Annotated in this window: 17 protein-coding genes and 1 pseudogene; 6 read left to right on the top strand and 12 right to left on the bottom strand. The window is 62.1% G+C overall.

The window, feature by feature from the left end:
* Positions 1–176 precede the first annotated feature (176 nt).
* The 3 genes from NUW13_07990 to NUW13_07980 form a co-directional block, all read right to left on the bottom strand.
* Complete coding sequence (locus NUW13_07990) at positions 177–4490, bottom strand: T9SS type A sorting domain-containing protein (GenBank protein ID MCR4438965.1); 4314 nt, start codon at positions 4488–4490, stop codon at positions 177–179.
* A 501-nt stretch (positions 4491–4991) separates the two neighbouring features.
* The gene (locus tag NUW13_07985; GenBank protein MCR4438964.1) at positions 4992–5690 is read right to left on the bottom strand and encodes a tail fiber domain-containing protein; all 699 of its coding nucleotides are present in this window, start codon (positions 5688–5690) and stop codon (positions 4992–4994) included.
* Positions 5650–6948 (bottom strand): hypothetical protein, encoded by a 1299-nt coding sequence (locus NUW13_07980; protein MCR4438963.1) that lies wholly within the window; start codon positions 6946–6948, stop codon positions 5650–5652. Before NUW13_07980 ends, NUW13_07985 begins: the two co-directional genes overlap by 41 nt.
* 51 nt (positions 6949–6999) lie before the next feature.
* Between NUW13_07980 and NUW13_07975 the strand changes: the two genes are divergently transcribed.
* The 5 genes from NUW13_07975 to NUW13_07955 all read left to right on the top strand — a co-directional run bounded on the left by NUW13_07975 (position 7000) and on the right by NUW13_07955 (position 9891).
* A complete protein-coding gene (locus tag NUW13_07975) occupies positions 7000–7320 on the top strand; it encodes a sigma-70 family RNA polymerase sigma factor (GenBank protein ID MCR4438962.1) in 321 nt (106 codons plus the stop codon).
* Between the two features lie 11 nt (positions 7321–7331).
* Entirely contained in the window at positions 7332–7628 is a 297-nt protein-coding gene (locus tag NUW13_07970) for a hypothetical protein (protein ID MCR4438961.1), read from the top strand.
* Between the two features lie 101 nt (positions 7629–7729).
* Positions 7730–8254: a YceI family protein gene (locus NUW13_07965; GenBank protein ID MCR4438960.1), complete on the top strand. Its 525-nt coding sequence runs from the start codon at positions 7730–7732 to the stop codon at positions 8252–8254.
* A gap of 117 nt (positions 8255–8371) precedes the next feature.
* The gene (locus NUW13_07960) at positions 8372–8653 is read left to right on the top strand and encodes a DUF427 domain-containing protein (protein MCR4438959.1); all 282 of its coding nucleotides are present in this window, start codon (positions 8372–8374) and stop codon (positions 8651–8653) included.
* A complete protein-coding gene (locus NUW13_07955) occupies positions 8650–9891 on the top strand; it encodes an FAD-dependent oxidoreductase (protein ID MCR4438958.1) in 1242 nt (413 codons plus the stop codon). Before NUW13_07960 ends, NUW13_07955 begins: the two co-directional genes overlap by 4 nt.
* Before the next feature lie 320 nt (positions 9892–10211).
* On the opposite strand, the gene NUW13_07950 is transcribed toward NUW13_07955, so the two are convergent.
* The 5 genes from NUW13_07950 to NUW13_07930 form a co-directional block, all read right to left on the bottom strand.
* Positions 10212–11552 (bottom strand): asparagine synthase-related protein, encoded by a 1341-nt coding sequence (locus NUW13_07950; GenBank protein ID MCR4438957.1) that lies wholly within the window; start codon positions 11550–11552, stop codon positions 10212–10214.
* 3 nt (positions 11553–11555) lie between these two features.
* A complete protein-coding gene (locus NUW13_07945) occupies positions 11556–13694 on the bottom strand; it encodes an NAD/NADP octopine/nopaline dehydrogenase family protein (protein MCR4438956.1) in 2139 nt (712 codons plus the stop codon).
* Positions 13695–13709: 15 nt separating this feature from the next.
* Complete coding sequence (locus NUW13_07940; GenBank protein MCR4438955.1) at positions 13710–14573, bottom strand: hypothetical protein; 864 nt, start codon at positions 14571–14573, stop codon at positions 13710–13712.
* A gap of 72 nt (positions 14574–14645) precedes the next feature.
* On the bottom strand, positions 14646–15563 hold the full coding sequence (locus NUW13_07935; protein MCR4438954.1) for a sigma-70 family RNA polymerase sigma factor: 918 nt from the start codon (positions 15561–15563) through the stop codon (positions 14646–14648).
* Between the two features lie 238 nt (positions 15564–15801).
* Positions 15802–16326 carry a T9SS type A sorting domain-containing protein gene (locus tag NUW13_07930; GenBank protein ID MCR4438953.1) on the bottom strand — a complete coding sequence of 175 codons (525 nt, stop codon included), beginning with the start codon at positions 16324–16326 and terminating at the stop codon, positions 15802–15804.
* A 659-nt stretch (positions 16327–16985) separates the two neighbouring features.
* On the opposite strand from NUW13_07930, the pseudogene NUW13_07925 reads away from it, so the two are divergent.
* Positions 16986–17366: pseudogene (locus tag NUW13_07925) on the top strand (hypothetical protein).
* A 951-nt stretch (positions 17367–18317) separates the two neighbouring features.
* Here NUW13_07925 and NUW13_07920 read toward each other — a convergent pair.
* The 4 genes from NUW13_07920 to NUW13_07905 all read right to left on the bottom strand — a co-directional run bounded on the left by NUW13_07920 (position 18318) and on the right by NUW13_07905 (position 22276).
* The gene (locus NUW13_07920) at positions 18318–19778 is read right to left on the bottom strand and encodes a sodium:solute symporter (GenBank protein ID MCR4438952.1); all 1461 of its coding nucleotides are present in this window, start codon (positions 19776–19778) and stop codon (positions 18318–18320) included.
* Between the two features lie 278 nt (positions 19779–20056).
* Entirely contained in the window at positions 20057–20263 is a 207-nt protein-coding gene (locus NUW13_07915; GenBank protein ID MCR4438951.1) for an energy transducer TonB, read from the bottom strand.
* A 19-nt stretch (positions 20264–20282) separates the two neighbouring features.
* Complete coding sequence (locus tag NUW13_07910; protein MCR4438950.1) at positions 20283–20552, bottom strand: energy transducer TonB; 270 nt, start codon at positions 20550–20552, stop codon at positions 20283–20285.
* Positions 20549–22276, bottom strand: a complete 1728-nt coding sequence (locus tag NUW13_07905; GenBank protein MCR4438949.1) for a M56 family metallopeptidase — start codon at positions 22274–22276, stop codon at positions 20549–20551. Before NUW13_07905 ends, NUW13_07910 begins: the two co-directional genes overlap by 4 nt.
* Positions 22277–22358: the final 82 nt, after the last annotated feature.

Here is a 22358-nt window from a genome sequence, read left to right as displayed (position 1 = left end):
GCACAAGGCGGAGAAGAAGGTGAAGTGGGCAGGACATGGCCCAGTCGGAGGTAGAGTTCAGGCAAGAAACAAGACAGCCCGCCCTGGCAGGTTTCTCCTGCCTGGCCCTTGGTGACTTGCCCTTGGCGAGGGACTGGACGGCGTGCCTGGAAGCGTGCCGCCCAGCAAGCGTTGTGTCAGCGCATGAGCAGGAGTCTACGCGTCTCCACAACCGTTCCCGCTTTCATGCGCAGGAGATACACCCCCGAGGCTACTGCCAGACCCCCCTCGTTCTTTCCGTCCCAGTGAATGGTGTGATAGCCGGCCGCCCGTTCCTCCTCCAGTAGCTTGCGAATCTGCTGACCCTGCACGTTCCACACGGTCAGCACCACCTGGCACGCCTGCGCCAGCTGGAAGCGCACCTCCGTCTGGGCGTTGAACGGGTTGGGGTGGTTCTGGAGCAGGCGGGACTCCCTGGGGGGCGAGACCATGACTTCCAGCCAACCTGAGCAGGTCGACGAACCGTCGGCATCTTTCTGCACCAGGCGGTAGTAGTAGACGCCGCTGATGGCCGGCGTGTCCGTGAAGCGATAGACTTGTGCGGGCGCGGCGGACCGGTGGGCAGGCACGAACCCTACGCTGGCAAAGTGGGCCCGGTCCAGGCTGCGGTGCACCTCAAAGCCGAGCAGATTGGCCTCGGGCTCCGCAACCCAGCACAGGTGGACCATGCCCCTGTCCACTTCCGCTGAAAAGGAGAGGAGCTCGACCGGGAGGCTGATCTGACCGTTCACGAACTCTAAATCGCTCCCGCACAGGTCTGCTAACCCCGGAGTCGTCAGGAACGTGCGTTCGGGTCGCGGATCAAAGGCCAGCGGCGTGACGCTCGCGAATGCGCCAACGCCCAGAAAACGCAGAACCGCAATCTGGCGGTTTGTGCCAGTGATTCCCCAGGCGGGATCCGATGACCTGAGTTGTAGCAGGACGTTCTTGTTCGTGCCCGGACACGAAGGAGGAAATGGCAGTTTGCGGTTCACCAACAAGGAGAAGCCTGCTGCATCGGCACCGACCACAACCGTGTCGCACGTGACCACCGTTGAGTCGTATTCCAAGACAAACTGCGCCAGGGCCACGAGCGAGTCGGTGCTCAAGGTCACCGGCACGGTGACCAACTCTCCAGGGGTGCTTCCTACGGCGGGCGCAGCAAGGATAGCCTTGGGCTGCGAGGCAGCGCCCTCCCCTGCGCTCACGAGGGCAAGAGGAAGGCCCTGGCTTGGGGTCCAGTTGCCATTCACGTCTCCCAGGAGAGTCGCAACGAAATCAAGCAAGGCATCGGCGAGCAGGGTGAAGGTCGTCTCGGCAGGGGCAAAAGTCCAACTGCCCGTGTGACCGACGTTCGTGGGGAAAAAGGCCAGATAGCGAAGAAGTGCCAAGGCATCGGCACCGGTGACCGCTTTGTCCAGGGTCACATCGGCTGCGCGCAACTTGCAGGCGCCAAGTGCAGGCGGCAGGAAGGCCAAGTGCCTTAGCACAGCTATGGCGTCCGCGCCTGAGATGGCACCGGCTGTGTGGCCACTCTTCTGCAGGGCCAACGTATGAGTCCCGGTAAGCACCGACGGGAGATGATACCGGCCGTCTTGCCCGGTGACGCCGAGCGATTGATTGTCCAACACCACTTCTGCCTGCGGTACCGGCCCACCTGTGGGGCAATACCCGGCATATCCGGAGATCGAAAAGTGGACAGGCACCGCAAACGCACCTTGGATGAAACGAATCCGTTCCGACTGAATGTCTGTCAAGTTGCGCGTGGTCAAGAAGCAGTGGGACGGTCTGGTGTCGAAACGGAGGCTGCACCCCCACCCGGGAGGACCGGTCACCACAAAGTGAAGCAGAACCACCTTTTTCCCGGAGGCCGTGAACGATGCGCCTCCACCACCAGAGATTTGTACCAGGACGTTGTTCCTGCTCGGGCTCATTCCGTGCTCAGGGGGGAACGGTAGGTTTCGGTTGACCAGGCTGACGGAGAACCCAGGGGCGCCCGGCCCCACCTGCGCGTTCTGAAAGGCGATGACGGCCGAGTCGAATTCGACAACGAACTGGGCCAATGCAATGGCAGAGTCGGTGGAGACGGTGATTGGGAGGACGACGGTGGTACCTGGGGCTGCGCTGGTGTCCGGCAGTGCCAAGATGGCCCCCAGGCTTTTGGAGGTCGCCTCCGGTGTGTTTCCGTACGCCCCCATGTCGATGCGTCCGCCGTTAGGCTCCGGCTCCAAGGAGTAGTCGTCAGCGGGGTCCCCTGCATCGATGCACGGGCTGGTTGGCAGAAGATGATAATCATAGTCTGGGTAATGAGGAGCGACGAACATGGGGTCGGTGCCACAAGGGAGATTGGTACCTCCTTGCGAGGTGTCCCGGTACCAGGGGCCTACAGGAAACTGGCTGAAGCACGAGTACTCCACCTGGCACTCCCCTACGTTCCCTTCGATGGCTTTTCCACAGTACCAGATGATTGTGTTGCGGATGGTGACCAGGCCGCTGACAATCTTGACCGCCGGGACTATGTTATCCTCGCCGTAGTGCTCTGCAAAGGTGCAGTTGACAATTTCCACTGTGCCGTCGGCTATGACTCCCGCCTCCTCGGCGTGGTCGCCTCCGATGCGTTCGAAGAGTATGTTGGTGAGGCGCAGCGGCAGGTGGTTCCACAGGTCGATGCCGATCGCGCAGTCCGAGATTCTCCCCCGCCGCGCGGTTACTCCTGCGCCCTCGTCCGAAGTGGAGAGGCCACGCTCACAGTATTCGATCAGGAAATCTTCGAGGACCAAGTGCGCATGTTCCGCCAGGTCGATCCCGTTTGTACTTCTTCGAATAGTCATTCCTCGAACCTGAGCCGTCGCATCCCCGCGGATGAGTAACGCGGCCCCCTCGTAGGTTGGAGGCCGCACCACGGTAACGCCAGGCCCGGCACCGATGAGCGTGAGGTGTATGTCCTCCGGAAACCCTATTCTCTCCCTGTACGTGCCTGCGGCCACTCTGACTGTGTCCCCATCGCTGGCAGCATCGACCCCTTCCTGGATGGTGTTGAAGGGATGGGCCTGGGTACCATCCTCAACGCCGGAGGTGTTGGCGCTGTCCACGTAGACCGTCCGATAGGTCCGAAGGACGATGTCCACTTCTCGCCAGAGGACGTTGTTGGCCGGGTCGGAGATTCCTAACAGGAGAGAGGCTGGCTTGGAGCCATCCACAGGGGTGGCCTCCACGGAGAAAAGCCCAGAGTCGTCAGGGCCTGTGACCACAATGGGTTCGGCAACGTTTTCCTGGGTTCCTGGCCGGGCGCGGACGGCAATGCGGTATGGAGGGGCGCAATTGTCCTGCACCCGTCCGGAAATGCTCACGACGCCACCGGGCAAGGTGACGTCGGTGAGAGACACGACGTGCGGCGCCACAGTGTCCAAAGGAATGTCCTGGTATGGCGGGAAGGAATAGTTCGAGCTATCGCAGTCGACCCACATGGGTCCGGAAATATGCCCCTCGGCATCCACTACAGCCTGTTGGCAGAGCGCGTCACCTCGTGCCCAAAGGGTAGCGAGGAGCTCGCTGCTTGTGGCGCTCCGCAATGCAACGGTGTCGTCGAATACCGTCACGGTCGTCTCGTGCGTCAGTTCGTCAACGAAGAGACTGAATGCGGTGCCTCTAACTGCAATTACGGTTGTTGGCATTCTGATTTCGAACTTGCTTGGTGGATGCAACACATCGTGCAGGCGTTTGAAAAAGCCGCCACCTTTCTCAATTTTCGCATTGTACCCCAGTAGGCAACCAGGGGATGTGCCGCTCTGAAGGGAAAGCTCTGTACCTGGCAGGCTGCGGAATTGGTATCCGCTAAGTAGATCCATGAGAAAAGAACTCCCTTGGCTCGTGGCCAAGTTGTCGCCGGCAAAAGCCGGAGGCGTAGCGGAGAGGACGGCTCTCCCGTTAATCGAGACTTGCCCCGCACTTTGGCGGAGCATTGCCATGGGTGCCTGGCGGAGGGCCGCAGCCGACAGGGTGGTCTCCACCTGGAAGGATCCACCGTTGTCACAGTATCCGTCATCGTTTATGGCGAAGAGCAGCCGAGTGGCGCCCTCAGGAATGGGAAGCTCACAGAACGCCCCCGCCTGGAAAGGCCCTCCGATGGGGTGCAGCTTTTCGTCCACAAACAAAGCGATCAGGCTGCCAAAGCATCCTGAGGGCACGGGGAGCCCGGCGGCGGCGCTGCTTCCTGGGGCACAACTTCCAGGACCGTAGGTGCGTCCTCCTGGGGCCCGGAAAGTGCCACTGACTATTGTCCCATCCGGGTTGTGCAAGGCCTCACCCGCAGCGAGCACGACTCCGGTGGCTACCACCTGCACCGTGCACGAATCCAGGCCACTAAGATTCACACCGGCATCCACTGGGGCGCCGCCGGGCCCGCAGAAAAGGCCGCCGTAGCCGTAAGAGCGAAACGAGGCAGTACTTAGAACGGTGACCGTGCTTGTCAATCCACCTCCCGACTGACCAGTTGCCCGGAGTCCGGAACCATCACCCGGCGCCGTTCGCGCGGAGTTTGCACCACTCTTGGTGGCTGCTTGCATTCCTATGTGCGGCGCCGAGAGCAGCGCCGCTGCGACCACGACTGATATCACGATCTGTGCACGCGTGCGCATCGCTTGTCTCCTTGCATAGACATGCGGCTTCCTCCCGCGCGCATCGACGCGGGCTTACATGCTCTTCCGGTGGCTGAGCGCGTCCCGCAGGCGGTGCCCAAGGCCACCGCTTCGTTCCAATTGTAATGAACGGACAAGCGGCGCGATTTTCGCAAACAAAAAAAGCAGGGCAAGTCCCTGCTTTTTCCGCTCATGATGCGGGCTGCCGGCCAGGATCTCGCGGAGCTTTCTTCTCTCCGCGCTACAGAGGAGCAAACCCTCGTCGCAGTAACTGGCAGTGTTGGCGAGGCCGAGCCATCGGCGATCCGTGTGGGGCGTCAAAAAAGGCGAAAGAACCTATTTCTTCTGGCTAAGCGACTGCACAGCGGCCTCGAGTCTTTGGATCTCCTGCTGCTGTTCCTTTATCGCCTCAATCAATACTGCCACCAGCCGGCCGTAGTCAATAGACCTGGCATCTTTGCCGTTTTCCTCGTAGGTCACCACCTCTGGGATGACCTCACCCACTTCCTCGGCCACCAGCCCGATGTCGTGCTTGCCATCTGCCTTCCAATCGAAGGAAACGCCGCGCAAGCTCTGGACCTTAGACAAAGCCCCCTGGATTGGATTGACATTTGTCTTCCATCTCTTCGAGCTGTAAGTCGTCCATGTATCGGCGATCGGGTCGGTGGCGGAGGATTGCTGGACTGGCAAGATGTTGGCGGGGAATGTCGTCCCTATTCCCAGGTTGCCACCCTCTTTGACAGTGAGTCTCGTGTATCCCATACCACCAGGAGTCGCTTCAGTCAAAGCAAAGTAGTTTCCTCCATAAGCTCCAATAACCCAATAATTGCCTCCGTCGCTATCCTGAAATTCAATCCAGGGACCGGCAGAGCGCAACGTCAATAGGTTATTGGGTGTTGTCGTCCCGATACCGATTTTTCCACCGGTTTCGTACATTATTGAATTGCCAAGAGTGGTTCCTGCTGTGAATTTGGGGATGTAATTAGCCGTGCCACTACCACCAATTCCCCCGGCGACGGGTTGCCAGGTACCCATTCCGGAGGCGTCCGAGGTCAGCACGCGTCCTGCTGCCGCGCCGGTCGGCATTTTGAAGCCGGTCATCTTTACCGTCCCATCGACTAAGTCTCTCAGTGGGGTTGTTGATAAGTCCGATTCCCACGTTGTATCCAGGCCCAGCATAGTTGATGATTGTTGGATTTCCCCTTAGCCAGAGTGTCTTGTACATACTTGTACCACGGTCATAACCGGCGACACTTCCTATGTCGGTGGCGTCAGAGTAATTGAGCTCCAGGCCTTTGCCAGTTGTTGGATAGTAGGTTCCTGTACCAGGGAGCACACGGACACTTCCTACAGCATCCAACTTAGCTGAAGGTGTACTTGTACCGACGCCCACTTTGCCAGCATTATCCACATAGACCGCATCTGTCGGACTGCCATCCGCCGCATCAAGAGAGTGCCCGTCTGGCACGGGAAAGGCGAGGTCAGTGGTTTGAATAGTGCCATCCGCAATCTTACCTGTAGTCACTGCGTTGTCCGCGATCTTCGCCGTACTCACACCTCCATCAGCAAGCGAAAGCGTGGCGTCCCCTGAGGCACCGCCTCCAGCCAGTCCTGCCCCGGCATTGACCGCAGTTATGTCTCCGGTCGCAGGAGCCGCCTGCCACGTCCCCACGCCTGAGGCATCAGAGGTCAGCACGCGTCCTGCTGCCGCGCCGGTGGGCATCTTGAAGCCGGCCATCTGCACCGTGCCGGCGACGTCCAGCTTCTGCGCTGGGACGGTTGTGCCGATCCCGACGTAACCGGTGCTCTTCTCCAGGTGCATGAGGGTGTTTGCACCGCTCACGAACTTGATGTCATCGCCACTCTGTATCTGCAACCCGCCAGTGGCGGCGCTGCTCCCCACGAACACGCCGTCGGAAGCGTTCAGTTCGAGTATTCTCGGGTATGACGTGCCAGCCGCATTCCTCCAGCAGAGGTTCAGGTCGTTCTCGAGGTAGACGTTTCCGCCGGCGACGTGCAACTTGGCGGCCGGGCCGGTGAGTCCGATTCCGACGTTGCCGTTCACCGTCAACCCGTCTGGCCCTGCAATATTCACGGCTCCAGCATCGGCGGTAATGGTTCGCCCTGCCCCTGGTCCGCCCTGGTTGTAGGCCTGTTCCAATGTGTTGCCAGCGGCGGCGGCCGCCGAGATGGTGATAGTGTTGGCCGCATCATCGGAGGCAATGGCGATGTTCGCTCCCGGAACGAGGTTGATGTTGCCGCCCGGATTGCTCACGCCGCCAACGCTGACCAATCCACCCGTCTGCGCCGCCGCCGCTGGCGCGATGTTTCACTGCAAGACTTGATGGCCGAGCACGAAGAGTCCGACTTCACGCCGGATGCGCTGACCGACAAGTCTCCGGACCCCGGACAGATCGCAGTCCGGACGATGATGATGGAGAAAATCCAGCGCATGATTGCCGAGGAACTGACCGACAAACAACGGCAGGCGATGATGGCGGTGATGCAGGGCGGCATGCCCCTGCAAGAGGTCGCGGAGCGCATGGGCACGAATCGCAATGCCATGTACAAGCTGTTACACGACGCGCGCCAACGGTTGCAGGGTCGGATGATGCGTGAGGGACTGTCGCCAGACGAACTGCTGGCGATGTTTGCTGAGAGCTGAGCGAAGTACATATGATGCGACGACTTTGGGCCAGAATTACGGGGGGCAAGCAAAAGGCCCACATGACCCCACTGCAACCGGACCAGCTTGCCCAGATGGTGAGCATGGTCGCCGCCACGCGTCCGGATGAGATCGGGTGCGATGCATGCTACGAGCAGCTCGACCGCTTCGCCGACCTGCACCTGGCAGGCAAGAACGCCTCCGATGCCATGCCGCTGGTCCAGGACCACCTGGACCGCTGTGCCGAATGTCGAGAGGAGTTTGAGGCGCTTCTGGCTGCCCTGAAAGCCGAAGTGGAGAGCGCGTAGTCGCGGGGTAAGATCCGCCGCACACCTGACGTCAGAAGGGGTGAGGCCAGCGGGTATCCTCTGGCTATACAATCGAAGCAGCAGACGCGAGGAGAAATACAATGACTTGGCAACTCGATCTTTCCCACAGTTCCGTTCAGTTTGTGGCGCGCCACATGATGTTATCGAAAGCGCGAGGCGAATTTCAGAAGTTCACAGTTGAGTTCAATCTGGACCAGGACCAGCCGGAGAACACCACCGTTGAAGCACGAATAGACGCCAGCAGCATCGACACGCGTGACGCCCAGCGCGACGCCCATCTGAAGTCCCCCGACTTCCTTAACGCGGCCGAGTTCCCTGAACTGGTCTTCAAGAGCACCCGTGTCGAACGCACCGGTGAAGCGACGGCCAAGCTTCATGGTGAACTGACCATCCGCGGCGTGACCAAGCCGGTGGTGCTTGACGTGGAATACCTGGGCACATCCAAGTCCCCGTGGGGCGCCACGGCGCTGGGTTTTGAAGCTAACGCCAAGATTAATCGCGAAGATTGGGGCCTGACCTGGAATGTGGCCTTGGAGACCGGCGGCTGGCTGGTGAGCAAAGAGATCAACGTCCACATCGAGGCCGAATTCGTCCAGCAAGCGTAAGGGCGGCGCGGCAACGAGGAGTGAAGCTGCGGGCGCGCTGGCTGCTCAACCGAGCGCCGTGCGTGCCCGTTTTTCGTCAAATGCAAGGTGCTCGTCATAGAGAGAGGGAGTCACAGCATGAAAGCCACCTGGAACGGGGTCATCCTGGCCGAGAGCGATCAGACCATTGTGATCGAAGGCAATCACTACTTCCCACCGGATGCTATCCGGCGCGAACACTTCGCCGATAACGCCACACACACTACCTGCCCCTGGAAGGGCATAGCCAGTTATTACGATGTGGTCGTTGACGGCAAAATCAATGCCGGTGCAGCCTGGTACTATCTCCAACCGAAGGACGCCGCCCGGCAGATCGAGAACTACGTCGCGTTCTGGCGCGGTGTGAAGGTGGAGCAATGATTCAACCCGGCATCACCATCTACGGCGCGTACTGGTGTCCCGACTGCCGCCGCAGCAAGCAGTTCCTGGGCGAGCATCAAATCCCCTACCGCTGGGTGGATATCGAGCAGGACAAAGCGGGCGAGGCCTACGTGCTGGCGAAACACGCCGGCAAACGCATCATCCCGACCATCGAGTTCGCCGATGGCACGCTCCTGGTAGAACCCTCCAATGCCGCGTTGGCTGCCAAACTGGGCTTGAAGCTGACCGCCGAGCGCAGCCACTACGATCTGATCGTGGTCGGCGGTGGGCCGGCCGGGCTGACCGCGGCGCTTTACGCGGCCCGCGAGGGCATCGCCGCGTTGGTGATCGAACGCGCTGCGCTGGGCGGCCAGGCCGCCGCCACCGAGCGCCTGGACAACATGCCCGGTGTCGTCGAGGGCATCGAAGGCGCGAAGTTCGCCGATCAGTTGCGCCAGCAGGCCGCTCGCTTCGGCGTCGAGATGCTGCAGGCGCAGGACGTGGTTGATGTGCACAGCCACGACAACTATCACTGTGTGGCCACAGCCGACGGCAGCGAGTACAGCGCTCGCGCGCTCTTGTTGGCCACCGGCAGCCGCTATCGCCGCCTGGGCGCACCGGGCGAAAACGACTTCATCGGCGCCGGCATCCACTTCTGCGCCACGTGCGACGGCCCGTTCTACAAGGGTCTGCCGGTCGCGGTTCTCGGCGGCGGCAACAGCGCCGCCGAAGAGAGCCTCTTCCTGGCCAGCCTGAGCGAGAAAGTGACGCTGCTTGTCCGCGGCGACCGCTTGAAGGCCAGCCAAGTCATCCAGGAAAAAGTGTTGCGTCATCCCAAGATCGAGGTGCGCTTCAACACCGAGGTCGTGCGCTTCGACGGTGCGGGCGGCAAGCTCAAGGCGGTCACGATCCGAGACAGCCAGGCCGCCAGCACCGAGGTCATCCACCCCGCAGGCGTCTTCGTCTTCATCGGCTTGACCCCCAACACCGGGTTCCTGAACCCCGAGCAGCTCCGGCGCGACCGCTCGGGCTTCCTCGTTACCGGGCACGACCTGGTGCACGACGGCGCTCGTCCGCGCGGCTTCGAGAAACGCGAGCCTGGCTTGCTGGAGACCAGTCTCCCGGGCATCTTCGCCGCGGGTGACGTGCGCGCGGGCAGCACCAAGCAGGTCGCTGCCGCCACAGGCGAGGGCGCGACGGCCGCGCTGTTAATCCGCGAGTACCTCAAGGCCGCATAGGCGTCGGGCAGCATGCGTTCCATGCGGAAGTCGGCGCCATCTGCATCCATGATCTGCTCGTAGCGTATCCCCATGAATGCCGCGGCGCGGCGCCAGATGAGCGTGGACCGGCTGCCGGTGCGACTGCTGCTTGGCGTGTCGCGTTGGGCTGACTTGGTGCGGGCATTCGATTGGCGCTCACAAGGCAGGCAGCTATTTGTGAGAGCGGCATGCACCTCACCTGGGGTATGTGCTCTGTGGCAGCTAGGCGAACTCACTGCAGGTGTTGAGCCGAGCGGAGTTGCCGTCCGGCGTTTCACGAATGGGATTCGGGCCAACCTTCATGTATCCAGGGGCGCGCCTTTGGTGCGGCCCATCCAGGCCAGGTCCTCCAACTCACCGAAATGCTCGCGGAAAATGCGATAGTACAGCAACTCCTCTTTTGTATTCAGCGTCCACCCGTTGGCCAGGGCGCGCTGGGCACGAAAGTCAGCGTCACTGACCCGTCCCTCGGCGTACTCGGCCAGCAGCTCACCTACGCCGGCGCCCTCCCAGAACTTGGTGCGGTTTAGCACCCGTTCGGGTAGAGCACCGTCCAACGCTCGGCGGAGGATCCATTTTTCCACACCATCCCGCAGCTTGAACTCGGCCGGAATCTGCAACGCGTACGCCACCACGTCGGGGTTGAGGAAGGCGACATGCGCGACCGTACCGTGCGCCGACGCGGAGCGGTCCACCCGCTGCAGCGCCGTGTTGTGCAGGCGCCCGATGATGTCGATCAGCTCGGCGGGGAGCTTGGCGGGATCGAGTGCCTTGAGATACGCATAACCTGCAAACAGCTCATCACCCCCCTCGCCGGAGAAGACGGCGGGCACGTAGTCGGAGGCGGCTTTCGCTACGAGGTAGTTCGTGATGCTCGAACGCACCAGCAGCGCGTCAAAAGACTCCAGATGGTAGATGACCGCAGGCAAGGCGGCCAGCATCTGGTCCAACGTGATCACGACCTCATGGTGATCCGCGTCGATGAATGCAGCCACCTCGGCCGCGTACGCTAGATCGGGTGCGCCAGCCAATCCAGCGGCGAAGGTGTGCAGTCGATCCACATGCGGGCGGGCCAGGGCGGCCATGGCGCTGGAATCCAGACCTCCCGAAAGCCAGGCGCCGACCTCACCGTTGCCGATGTGGCGTTCCACGGCCGCGGCCAGGTGGCCGCGTAGATCCTGGGCCATGCGCGAGGGCGATATCAGGAGAGGTGGCTGCTGCGTCAACCGAAAGTACGTCTGAGTCTGCACGCCATCGTAAAAGCTGCCCGGCAGGAACTCCTGGATATGGCCGGTGAGCGGCAGAAGCGCCTTAACTTCTGAGGCGAAGCACAACGCACCATCGGCCTTCCGACCGTAGTAAAGTGGCGCGACGCCTAGTGCATCGCGTGTCAACGTCAACCGGTCGCCGGCGCTGCGCGCCTCAGCCAGCCGGCTGTAGCCCTCACCATCCCGCAGGATGTTCCGCTTGCGCAGGTCTTCGCCTACCTCGGTCTCGCCTTCAGAAAACACCAGGCCCAGGGTCGCCGTTCCCGTTTCAATGATCTCTCGGCCAGCCGGCCCGCGATGACCGATCCGGCTCAACATTTCCTCTACTTCTGCTCGCGCGCCCGTGCGCTCGATGCCCGCAATACCAGACATAATTTACTCCTCCCAACAGCGCAGGCCGTCCTCGACGAACTGCGTCAATTCAGTCACGCTGAGCCGGTTGATCCCCAGCTTTTCCAGCGTGCGGCCGCGGCGCCAGTAGTCGGTGCGGTGGATGATGCACGCCAGGCGGATGATCGCATCCATCCCACGCACCGAGACGCCATAGTGTTGGCCCAGCGCCGCGATCGGCACCAGGCTCATCGGAATGTCCTCGAAGATGTAACGATGGTTCAGCGTACTGGGCGCCTTAATGCCGTAGTAGCCCGGTTGGTTGTGGATCGCCTCGTTGAGGTCTTCACCTTCGGCGTCGTAGGCCATCTTGAGCCACTCTTGGGCGGTCTGTGCGCGGATGCCCAGCGACGCCGCTACAGTCACCCGTTCCCGGTCCAACGCCTCCAGCACCCGCGCCACCGACGGTGTCACCCCCTCGATATAGAACTCATAGTCGCCGTGTGTGGACTCGATGCGCCCGGCGTTGAGCAACGTCAGGGCCGGGTGGAAGATGGCCCCCATATTGTCGAGCCCGGTGCGCAGCACATTGATCCCGTCAATGAACTGCGGGTAAACCGGCGCCAGGGCTGCCAGGACTTGCGCCGTGCGCGTGGCCGGCAGCGCAGCCAACGGCACCGCATCCTTGATGCGGAAGACGCGCGCCTGGGCCGGGCCGTCGGAGCGGCTGGCGTAGATGAATGTGCCGGCTTCCGCGACAGTGACCTCCGCCTTGCAGCCCTGGTCGCAGAGCACCTTATTGAACTCGATGGCGCCCAGGGTGCGACCGGGGTGCAGCACCACGATCTGCCCATCACGCAAGTCATTCTGGATGCTATCTGTGGGCAACGGCTCGGGGTAAGAGAGCTGCGCGTAACGCGCGTTCTCCTGCATGATCTCAGTGCGCAGCTTTCCGAGCGCGGTGATGGCAGACGAGAGGTCCCGCGCCAGCTGTCTCTTGTCTGCCTCCGTGACGGTGGAGCGGGCCAGCCGCGCCTCTACCGAGGCCACCTGCTCCATCAGCTCCTGCTCGCGCGCCAGGAGCACGGGTGAAGATCCCTCGCGCACGCGCACGTGCCCTTCGGCAAGGAGCAGGAGAAAGGCGCGGGCCTTTGCCCTCGCGGCGTAGCGAAAGGCCTCTCGCTGGTACCCATGTCCAGGCTGGCGTTGGTGCAACTCGAAAAGGGTGGAAACCACCTCCTCGTAGACCCACACCCTGCTGGTTACAAAGCTTGCCTTGAACTCCTCCTCCAGCAGGTGGCGGGTCACCTGCTCGGTTTCCTGCACCAGGCGCGCCAAGCGCGCAAGCCGCGCGTGACCGGATGCCGGGACAGACTGGCCGGTCTTGATAGCTGCCTCGGCACAGGCGTGCTCGAGCAAGGAATTGACCGATTCTGCTGCTCCACCCGGGGGCGCAAGGATGATGTAGTCGGCGAACGAGTCGGAGGGCGTGAACCATGGGGTGCCGCGGATGGCCAGCCACTGCTCGCTCCTGCTCATCTGCAGCCCCATGTTGAAAACGAGGGCGGTCGTGTACGCATGGCCGTCCGCGCTCCATTGCACGGTGAGTGTCTGGCCTTCTCGTACGATGCGGTAGTAGTAGGTGAAGAGCGCGCTGCCCCATTGGTCATCCGGGTGGAGCATGGAGGCCTGGGCGGCACGGTCGCCACTTCTCACTGTCGCGATGTGCCGGTCGAAACGCGGTTCAATGTCCCTGCACCGGGCTAAGCGCAAAAGGCCGGCCGGCTCCTCTGGGTTGCCAAAGCAGATGTCAGTGTAGAACTCGCGCATGTTGGCCAGCGGCAGGAAGTAGGTGACCTTGAGAAGGCACACCCAGCGGCTGCCCGTGATTCTTCGCCTGAGCTCAAGTGAGGGATAGTGCCAATAGCCACTGAAGGAAGGCTGGGGACGGTCCAACACCATGGCGCCGAGCAAGAACCTGAGATGTCCGGGATGTGCGGAAAGGGAAAAGCGCGAGGGGACGTGGTACGACCACGGCGTGCCCGACCAGGTGGATATTGGCCACGCGGTACTTAGCGTTGGGGCGGAAAAGTCCTCCGAGAACCATTCTTGCGCAGTGGCCACTGTCCACGCAGACACGGCCTGCAAAACCACCAACAGGAGGATGAGGACGAGGCTTCGCACGGTAGTTGTCGCCTTCTACGGCCAGGCCACCTGGAAGTAACCCAGTTCGTAAGAAACGGTGTTCCCGTCCGGCATGAGCGCTTTCACCGTCCAGAAATAGGTCTCCCCCTGCTTCAGGGGAGTGGCGCCGCGAGCGAGCGTGGTTTGCACTGCGGAGGTCTGCCCTGTCCATGCCGTGTCGCCGATGGCGTTCAGCACCACTACGCGATAGCGAAGGGCCCTGGGTACCGTCTGCCAACGAAGCTGGATGCTTTCTGACTCAACCAAACTGCCCCGCGCTGGCGACAGGAGAGTCGGACGACCCTGCTGCAATGCGGCAACCCTGGTTGCCTCCCCTGGCCGGAGGCGGCTTCGCAGCTCAGGATTGCCCACGAGCACGGCGGCAAGCACGAGGATTGCTGCTCCTCCAGCGACAGCCCATCGCCAGCCCAGAGAAGTCCTCCCCAATGCCTCCCATGCTCGCGTGAGGAACTTTGCTAATGCATCCCCTGGTCTCGGACGTACCAATGACCTCGCCTTGCGCAGAGCCCAGGCCGGCACCTCCACTGGCTCCTGTTCGCTTGCCGTGCCGAGCATCCGGTAGGTGTCCACCACGGCCTGGAGGCAACGGGTGCACCTCAGCAGGTGCAGTTCAACCTGCTCCCGCTCTGAACCGCTTTCGAGATAGGCGGCGATTTCTTCTTCGGAGAGGCAGGCTGTCTCGGGGGCACCACGGCTGAGCTGCTGACGTCGAACTTCTGTGGCGGCAGCTGCTACCAGGGTGTACGTCTCCCTGCAACGCGAGCACTGCGCCAAATGCTGCCTCGCCGCAGGTGAAAGTGGTTCGCTGCCGCCAAGCTCCGGAGTGGCCAGGAGCCGGCCAATGGTCAAGTGTTGCATGCTGAACTCCCTGGCTTAGCACGAGGGAATTTTTCCGGCTTGCGAAATAATTAAACGGACAAGCTCTGCAAATTAGGGCCTCTCACCCTCTAACAAGACCGAGAAATCCTCCGCTTGCCAGCCGCTTTCGTGGAGCCGTTTGCGCAGGTGCCCTATGGCCTGGCGGATGCCCTGGTAAGCCGCGCGGCTGTCGCGCAGATGAAGGAGGTCTGCGATCTCCGAGGCCGAAAGGGTTTCCTCGAACCGCAGCCGCAGCAGCAACTGCTCGTGCGCAGGCAGGCTTTCGATGGCTTCCTGCAGGGTGCGGCGAAGCTGCACCATCTGTGTTTCCATGTCCGGCGGTGCCTCGGGAGCCGAGAGCTCGATTTCAGGACGATCCTCTGACGCACGCTCGCCTTCCACGGGATAGGCTGGTGCGTTGCGCAGCATGGCTCTCGCCACTGCCCACATCTTGGCCCCGGCCAAGGCATCGTGAATCTGATCGAGGGCTCTGCTCACCTCCTCAAAGCGCAGGCGCGGGTCGTGCCTGGTTCTGATGAGCTCGAACGCTTCTCCCGGCGTGTACCCCTGCTGATAGCAGTACTTGAAAACCATCTGCGTCAGCTCTGGCAGGGCGGCAATGCACCTGCTCGGCCGCTTGCGCCCCTCCTTGTGGCGAAACCAATCTATGACCAGGTTGCGGATGACCGGGACGAGCCAGGTGGTCAACTTGCATGGTGCATACGGGTCACAAACGAAGCGCTTGAGCCTCCGCAGGCGGTTAGCAGCTAACCTCTGGCAGACGAAGAGGTAGAGCTCCATCCTATCGTCATAGTCGGTGACGAAATGGCCGATGAGCCGGAGGATGAACGCGGAGTAGTCACTCACAAAGAGCTGCCACGCCCGATGTTCATCCACAGGAAGAAGGCGGAGGAACTCTTCCTCGTGTATGGCGAGGATACCCTGCTCGTGTAGGCGCTCGCTGCCAGCAGGAAGAAGGGAGAAGTCCATTGCGGCGAGTCAGAAGTGGTGCGCGATGCGTGGCTCCTTCGGCATTCCAGCACGTACGCGCTCAGGGGAGAGATGCTTTGGCTCGCTTCTTGGAGGCGGTCTCCATTCTGGCATTTGTGCTGCTGCCTAAATATGCGAATTTGTGGTGGCCTTTTCAAGAGGAATGTGCACCAGGTGCGCAAAAAGAGCGGCAGGCGCCACGAGGACGCCTGCCGGGATTTGCCGCATTGGTCTGCGCCTACTTCAGCAGCGTGGCCTTGCGCAGCGCGACGAACGGGCCTGCTTCTATCCTGTAGAAGTACACGCCGCTGGGCAGGGCGCTACCATCCAGGATGACTGTGTGGCGGCCTGGCTCAAGATTCCCCTGCACCAGAGTGGCCACCTCCCTTCCCAAGCCGTCAAACAGACGCAAGGTGACGAAGCACCTGGTCTTGAGGCTAAAGGGAATGGTCGTGCTCGGGTTGAACGGGTTGGGGAAGTTCGGTCCCAACCCAAACTCCGCAGGCACTTGGCCTTCGGCAGCAGGTACGCCAGTTGCCGGGGTTAGCTCCGCCAGGATGAACAAGAAGCCGTTGCGGATGGTGTAGGCCGTGCCACCGCCTTGGGCAATGCCTGGTTGCCCAAGGACTACTTTGGCGCAGTAGGTGGTGCCGCTGCTTACACCTCCGCCGTTGGACAGCGTGCCCCATGGGATGCGGTGTTGCGCTACGGCCTCAACTGCCAGCGCCGCCGGCAGCAGCATGGTGACGATGAGCGATCTCATGACTGCCTCCTTCATGCCATGCCTGGCATGCAATTCCGCCTCGCCCGTGTGGCTACCACACGCTCAATGCGGCGCGCTTCCACCCGGCGCTGGTCTTAACGTAGATGTAGTCATTGTCCCAGGCGATGTCGCCCACATTGCCATTCGGGTCTTCGGTGCCAGTGGGTGTGTAAGAGGTGCGCAGGCGGAGCTGGTTGTAGCCGGTGGCGGCGTTCACATCTACGCGCGCGGTGGGCGCCTCAGTGCCAAAGCCAAAAAGTCCTGTCTTGGTCACCACGAGGTGCGCGGTGTTATGCCAGTGGCTGGGGTCGGTGCCGTAGCGCAGGCGCATGTTGCCGTCGCCCAGGGCGTTGGATTGCCTGTCCAGCGACCAGGTGTCGATGAACGTGCCTTCGTGCACCTCGCCTAAGGTCAAGCCGGAGCCGCCGGTGCTCTGGCGGTTGCTGATGATGTAGAGGGCAGTGGTCTCGCCCTCCAGCACTAGGCCGCGGCGCGGCACGTGCGAGCCGGTGACGCCGATGCTTTCGCTACGCACATGGAGCTTGCCCTTGGGGGTCTCGGTGCCGATGCCCACGCGGTTGCGCACGTCGTCATAGTAGATATCCGCGCCGCCGGCGACCCCTCCGTTATTGTACACCACCTGGCCATCGTTGCCACCGATTGGCCCGGGAGGCCCCTGTGGACCTGCCGGGCCTTGCGGTCCAGGAGGCCCCTGCGGTCCAGCAGGTCCTTGGGGGCCAGCGGGACCTTGCGGCCCCTGCGGGCCGGGATCGCCCTTGTCCCCCTTGTCCCCTTTGTCCCCCTTCGGCCCCTGAGGTCCCGCAGGTCCCTGTGGTCCCGGGGGGCCCTGCGGCCCTACATCGCCAGGGTCGCCCTTTGGCCCCTGCGGTCCTGGAGGCCCTTGGATGCCTTGCGGACCAGGTTCGCCTCGCTCGCCCTTCTCACCCTGCGGCCCGGGAGGGCCTTGCGGACCCTCCGGCCCCTGCGGCCCTGGAGGCCCCTGCAATGTCACCTCGCGCACCGTCTTGGTCAGCAGGTGACCATCGGCTCCGTGGATGAGCAGCTTGGTCCCGGGCTCCACGGTACCGGCGTCGTGGGCTACGCGCACAATCATGTCGCCGGCGACTTCCAAAGAGGCACCAGGAGAGGTGACGCCGACACCCACTGACCCCGCTGCCGGAAACACGTTTCCGGTGCCGTACACGCCGCGCGCCGCGAACGCGTAGGGGGAAGAGGTCAACTGTATCCTGGGCATCAGCTCGGGCTCCGTACCGACGGCGATCCCCAGCCAGTACTGGCGGTCAAAAGGCAGCGACAGAGGAATGAGGGCTCCCAGGGTGACGCTCATCACGCCGCCGCTGACCACTACTGGCTGCGTCTCAGTCCACAGCGCCGTCCCCCCTGTGGCCACGTCGTAGAGCCTGAAGGTGAGCGCGTACGTGCCATCAGGAACCGGGTGGCCGCTGGCGTCGGTGAGTAACCCCTGGTAGCTCATGGTCTGGGGTATCTGCCCGCGGCCGACGGTCGCTGCGAGCATGACGAGCACGGCGACGAAAATCGTGACCTTTCTCATGGCATGTGCCCTCCTCCAGTTAAGGTGCAATGGGCGAGCGGCGAGAAACTGCGCGGCGGACCTACCGAGGAATGGGGGGCTTTACGCTGCGCCTGTGCAGCGCCAGTCTCACTGCAGTTGGCAGAGGTTCGCCGCAAAGGCACTTTCATCCGGGGGGCCGGCTCGCTTGGCCTGCCTTTCCTCCTTGCTTGTTCCCACGGCTGCCCCGCGAAGCATCGCCCATCCTGGACACTCACGCTGTAAATATACCCACTCTTCGCGCCATTGTCAATAGCGAATTTCTCAAATTCTTGGCTGTTTGTTCTGTCATTTGTTGCAAAAGTACACAGCCGGACGGCAACCGGCGAAGTTCAGGAACTGATCTGCCCGCAGCCCAATCCTCCGGTGGTGGCGTCCGACCCGCACCCACAGATCACCCCTAAGGCCTGGCCTCTGACCTGCCCTCAGACAGCGCCGACAGAAGCTTGCCAACGGCCAAGGTGGTCACGACACCAATGAAGGTGAACCAAGTCCAAGCCACCAGCTTGAGGGAAATGACCGTAATCATCACCAGGATGCCGGCCACAAAGGCGGCCAGGGCGTCCTCTTGACTCGCCTTCCGTGAGAAGATGCCCAGGAGGAAGGTGCCCAAGAGTCCTCCGTAGGTGAAGGAGGCAATGCTCAGCGCCGTTTCCACCACCGCGCGCGTGGAGCTCATGAAGAGCAACGCCGACAAGACCAGCGCTGCTGCAGCGCCAGCCGTGGCCAGGCGAGCCAAGCGCAGCCCTGAGCCGGCACGCTCGTCTGCGCGGCCCATTCGCCCCAGGTCGAAGACCACCGACGACGCCATGGAGCTCATGGAACCGGCCAAGGTGGAAAGGGCCGCAGCCAACAGGCCGGCAATGACCGGCCCCGCCACACCGCTGGGCAGAGCGTGCACGATGAAGTAGGGAAAGACCTCATCTGACCGCAGCAGACCAAGGCTCGCAAGCGGCGCCCCTGCAAAATGTGCGTAGAGCAGCGCGCCCGCTATCAGGAAAATCGCAAATTGCCCGATGATGATTATCCCGGTGCCGATCAGCGCCTTGCGGGCATTGGCAATGTTCCTGGTGGTCAAGATGCGCTGCACGATGAGCTGGTCGGTGCCATGGGAGGCCATGGAGAGCAGAGCCCCTCCCAGCAGACCCGCAGGCAATGAATAGGGCTTTTGGAGGAAGGCCTTGCCAAAGCCAAGATCGAACACCTGCAGCTTCCCCTCTGCGAGCAGCCGACTGAAGGTGGCAGTCACTCCCCCTTCGCTGTGTGTCAAAATGATGGCCGCAGTTGCCAAGGCCCCGCCGAGGTAGATGAACATCTGCACGGCATCGATCCAGATCACGCTGCGCACGCCGCCGGCAAAGGTGTAGGCAAATGCCACCACCGCCAGGATGCCGATCGCCACCGGGTAGTCCACATTCAGGATGAACTTGAGGGGGATGGCAGTGGCAAAGAGGCGGACCCCATCGGCAGCCAGGCGGGTGAAGAGGAAGACCAGCGAGGCAAAGCGCCGCGTCTTTTGGCCGAAACGCCGCTCCAAGAAGGCATAGGCGGTGCTCACCTCTCCACGGGCGTAGGCTGGAAGAAGAAGCACACTGACCACGATGCGCCCAAGCAGGTAGCCGAAGGTCACCTGTAAGAACGACAGGTTGGTCAAGTATGCCAAACCCGGAATGCTGATGAAGGTGAGCGTACTGGTCTCGGCTGCCACCACCGAGAAACAGACCGCCGGCCAGGGGAGGGTGCGGCTGCCGAGAAAATAGTCTCGCGCGTCTCTTTGCCTGCGCCCCATCCAGATGCCAAAGCAAGCAATGGACACCAAATAGAGCAGAAGCAGCACGTAGTCAATGGCAGAAAAGCCCATGCGCCGTCCTTTTCCGTTTTTGCAAGAGCCGGTTCCTGGTGCTCTGCAAAGTTAGCAAAATAGTCGTCAATTGCAAGGGGAAAAACGCCGAGGTGAAACCCGCCTGTCCGGTGGACAAGCGCCGCAGACCGGGGAGAGGGCCGTGCGCCGCGCAAGGAAAGCCCTCGGGGGCGCAAGCAATTGTGGCGTCTTGCGGGAGCTGAGCGAAAGCGGATCCCCCCAAGAGCCCAGAAGGAAAAAGGGGAGAGTACCGGGTCGGCACCCTCCCAACAGGGCCACTACTCGTTCTTTAGGCGAAAAACGACCGGCACCGAGGTACTCGCCTCCACTGGCTTGCCGTCCTTGAGGGCGGGCGACCAGCTGGTTGCCCTCACCGCGGGGACGGCCGCTTCGTCGCAGCTTGGCTCTAACGACTGCTGTACGGTTGCCGAGACAACGCGTCCCTCCTTGTCGACCAAGACCCGGACTAGGACTTTGCCTTCCACACCTGCACGGCGAGCCTCATCAGGGTGGACCAAGTTGCGCTGCAGCTCCTCGAATCCTCCCCGGGGCGTCGGTCGGTGGAGTGTCGTAGGCGACCCTTGCATCGAGCTTGAAGATGACTGGTATCCCAATCTGCACTGACACCGGTTTTCCGTTGTATTTTGCGGGGGTGAAAGGTGTGCTACGGACCGCCTCAATGGCCGCCGCTTCCAAGCCGTACCCCGCCATGAATCCACCGTCTTGTACCCATGCGCGCTCGACGCGTGCATTGCTGTCGATCACTGCAATCACCAGGACCCTTCCTTCGATTCCGGCTTGTTTGGCCTGCTCGGGATAAACCAGGTTTTGCTGAATTGCCGCCAATCCGCCGATTGGTTCTGGCGGCTCATTGTAAGGCGAGAAGCAGCCTGCAGCGCCGGGCTGCACGGGAAGTTCTGCGGGATGCCCCCCTTTACCTTAAACATGACGGGGACGCCAATCTGCACTGCCACAGGTCGTCCCTCTTTCCTGGCAGGCTTCCAGGCTACGTTGCTCACAGCCTCCAGGGCCGCCTTCTCGAGCAGCAGGTGGGCGGGTGTCGTGTCCGGCTGCGCGTAGGCCTGTCGCACCGTCCCGTTGCTGTCGATGACGGCAATCACGTAGACCTTGCCCTCAATCCCAGCCTTTCTCACCTCCTCCGGGTAGCGCAGGTTGGCTTGAATCGCTTGAAAGCCGCCAATAGGCTCAGGAGGTTCGTCCCAGGCGACGAACACGACGGGAGGTGTGCCCAATTGCTTGGCAGGCTCTCCGCTCTTGGGCAGATTGAGGGCAAGCATGTGGACCGTGTTGCCCTGCACCGCAAAGGCCTCGATGCGGTGGACATGATAACCTGCGGCCTGGGCTTCAACTATGTAGGTCCCTGGTGGCACGTCTGGGATGGCAAATTCCCCGTTCTCGTCCGTGCGCGCGCTGAGGCGCGTCCCAACCAGGGCAATGCGTGCCCCTGCTATCCGTGTGCCGGTGGCCGCCTCTGTCACAAAGCCCTTGATCGTCCCCGTGTCGGCTTGAGGGGCTTTCTTCCCACAGTAGAACGACAGCGAGAACACCAACAGGGCAAGGGCCACCACCACTGCCAGCGCGCGTCTTTGTGCGGCCTTTCTCATGGCTTTGTCCTCCATTTGGTACTGCACCCGGCGCAGCAGCCTGTTCCTCTGCCTGAGCAGGGCCGTGACGCCGGCGCTACCGTGCTCGGCACCAAGCACAGCCCCTGCAAGCTGCTGTAGCTGACGGGTGTACTCCACGGCTGACACTTGCGCTGCCTGGCGGGCCCTGTCGTCGCACGCCATCTCGCGGTAGTCCTCCGCCAGGCGGTAGAGCACCCAAACGAACGGGTGGAAGAAATAGATTGCGCGGGTGATCACTTGTGCCAGTTGCGCCCAGCTGTCGCCCCGCGCGGCGTGCGCTAACTCGTGGTACATCGTCACATCCTTGGTCCGGGCGGGCCAGCCCTGCCACTCAGGCGGCACGAAAACCGTGCGGCAGCGCAGGCCCACGCTCAGTGGCAAGCTCACTAATGGGCTGGCAAAAACCCGCAGCGGGCGCCATTCTGGCTTGTGCTCCCAGGGTGACAGCGTTGTCCTAAGGCGTAGTCGGTGCAAAAGACGCGCGGTGTGCAGCACGGGAAGCAACAGGGAGACCAAGGCGCCGCATGCCCAGAGAATAAAGAGTGCTCCCGCCAGGCTCAGTTGCGGTGCAGAAGGGGTGGCCTGGGGAGGCAGCGCCGCTGGCTCCACTACAACCGCGTCCACGCTGACATCGCCCGGAGGAGGCGCAGTGGAAAAGAGATCAGGCCCAGGCACAAAGAGAGGGAGCAGAAGCTTGACAAACCCGATCATCGCCACGACGTAGCGGATCCTTGCCTCGGTGCGGCGGAGCAAGTACAGCGCCCCAAGCACCACCACAAGGAACAGCGTATGCTGGGCGACGGCAAGGCCAAAGGAGCGCGCCCATGTAGGGACCAGGCAAAACCTTCCCACCTTGGTGAGGTGATCCGTGAGGTGATCAGGGAGAGCTTCGCGTCATTCTGTCCCCGGGCGGTGGCATGGTTGTCATTGCGCC

It is taken from the genome of candidate division KSB1 bacterium (assembly GCA_024655945.1).
Taxonomy (GTDB): domain Bacteria; phylum Zhuqueibacterota; class Zhuqueibacteria; order JANLFK01; family Oleimicrobiaceae; genus Oleimicrobium.
Note: the sequence above shows the minus strand (reverse complement) of the source record. Positions and strands in the feature narration are given on the sequence as shown.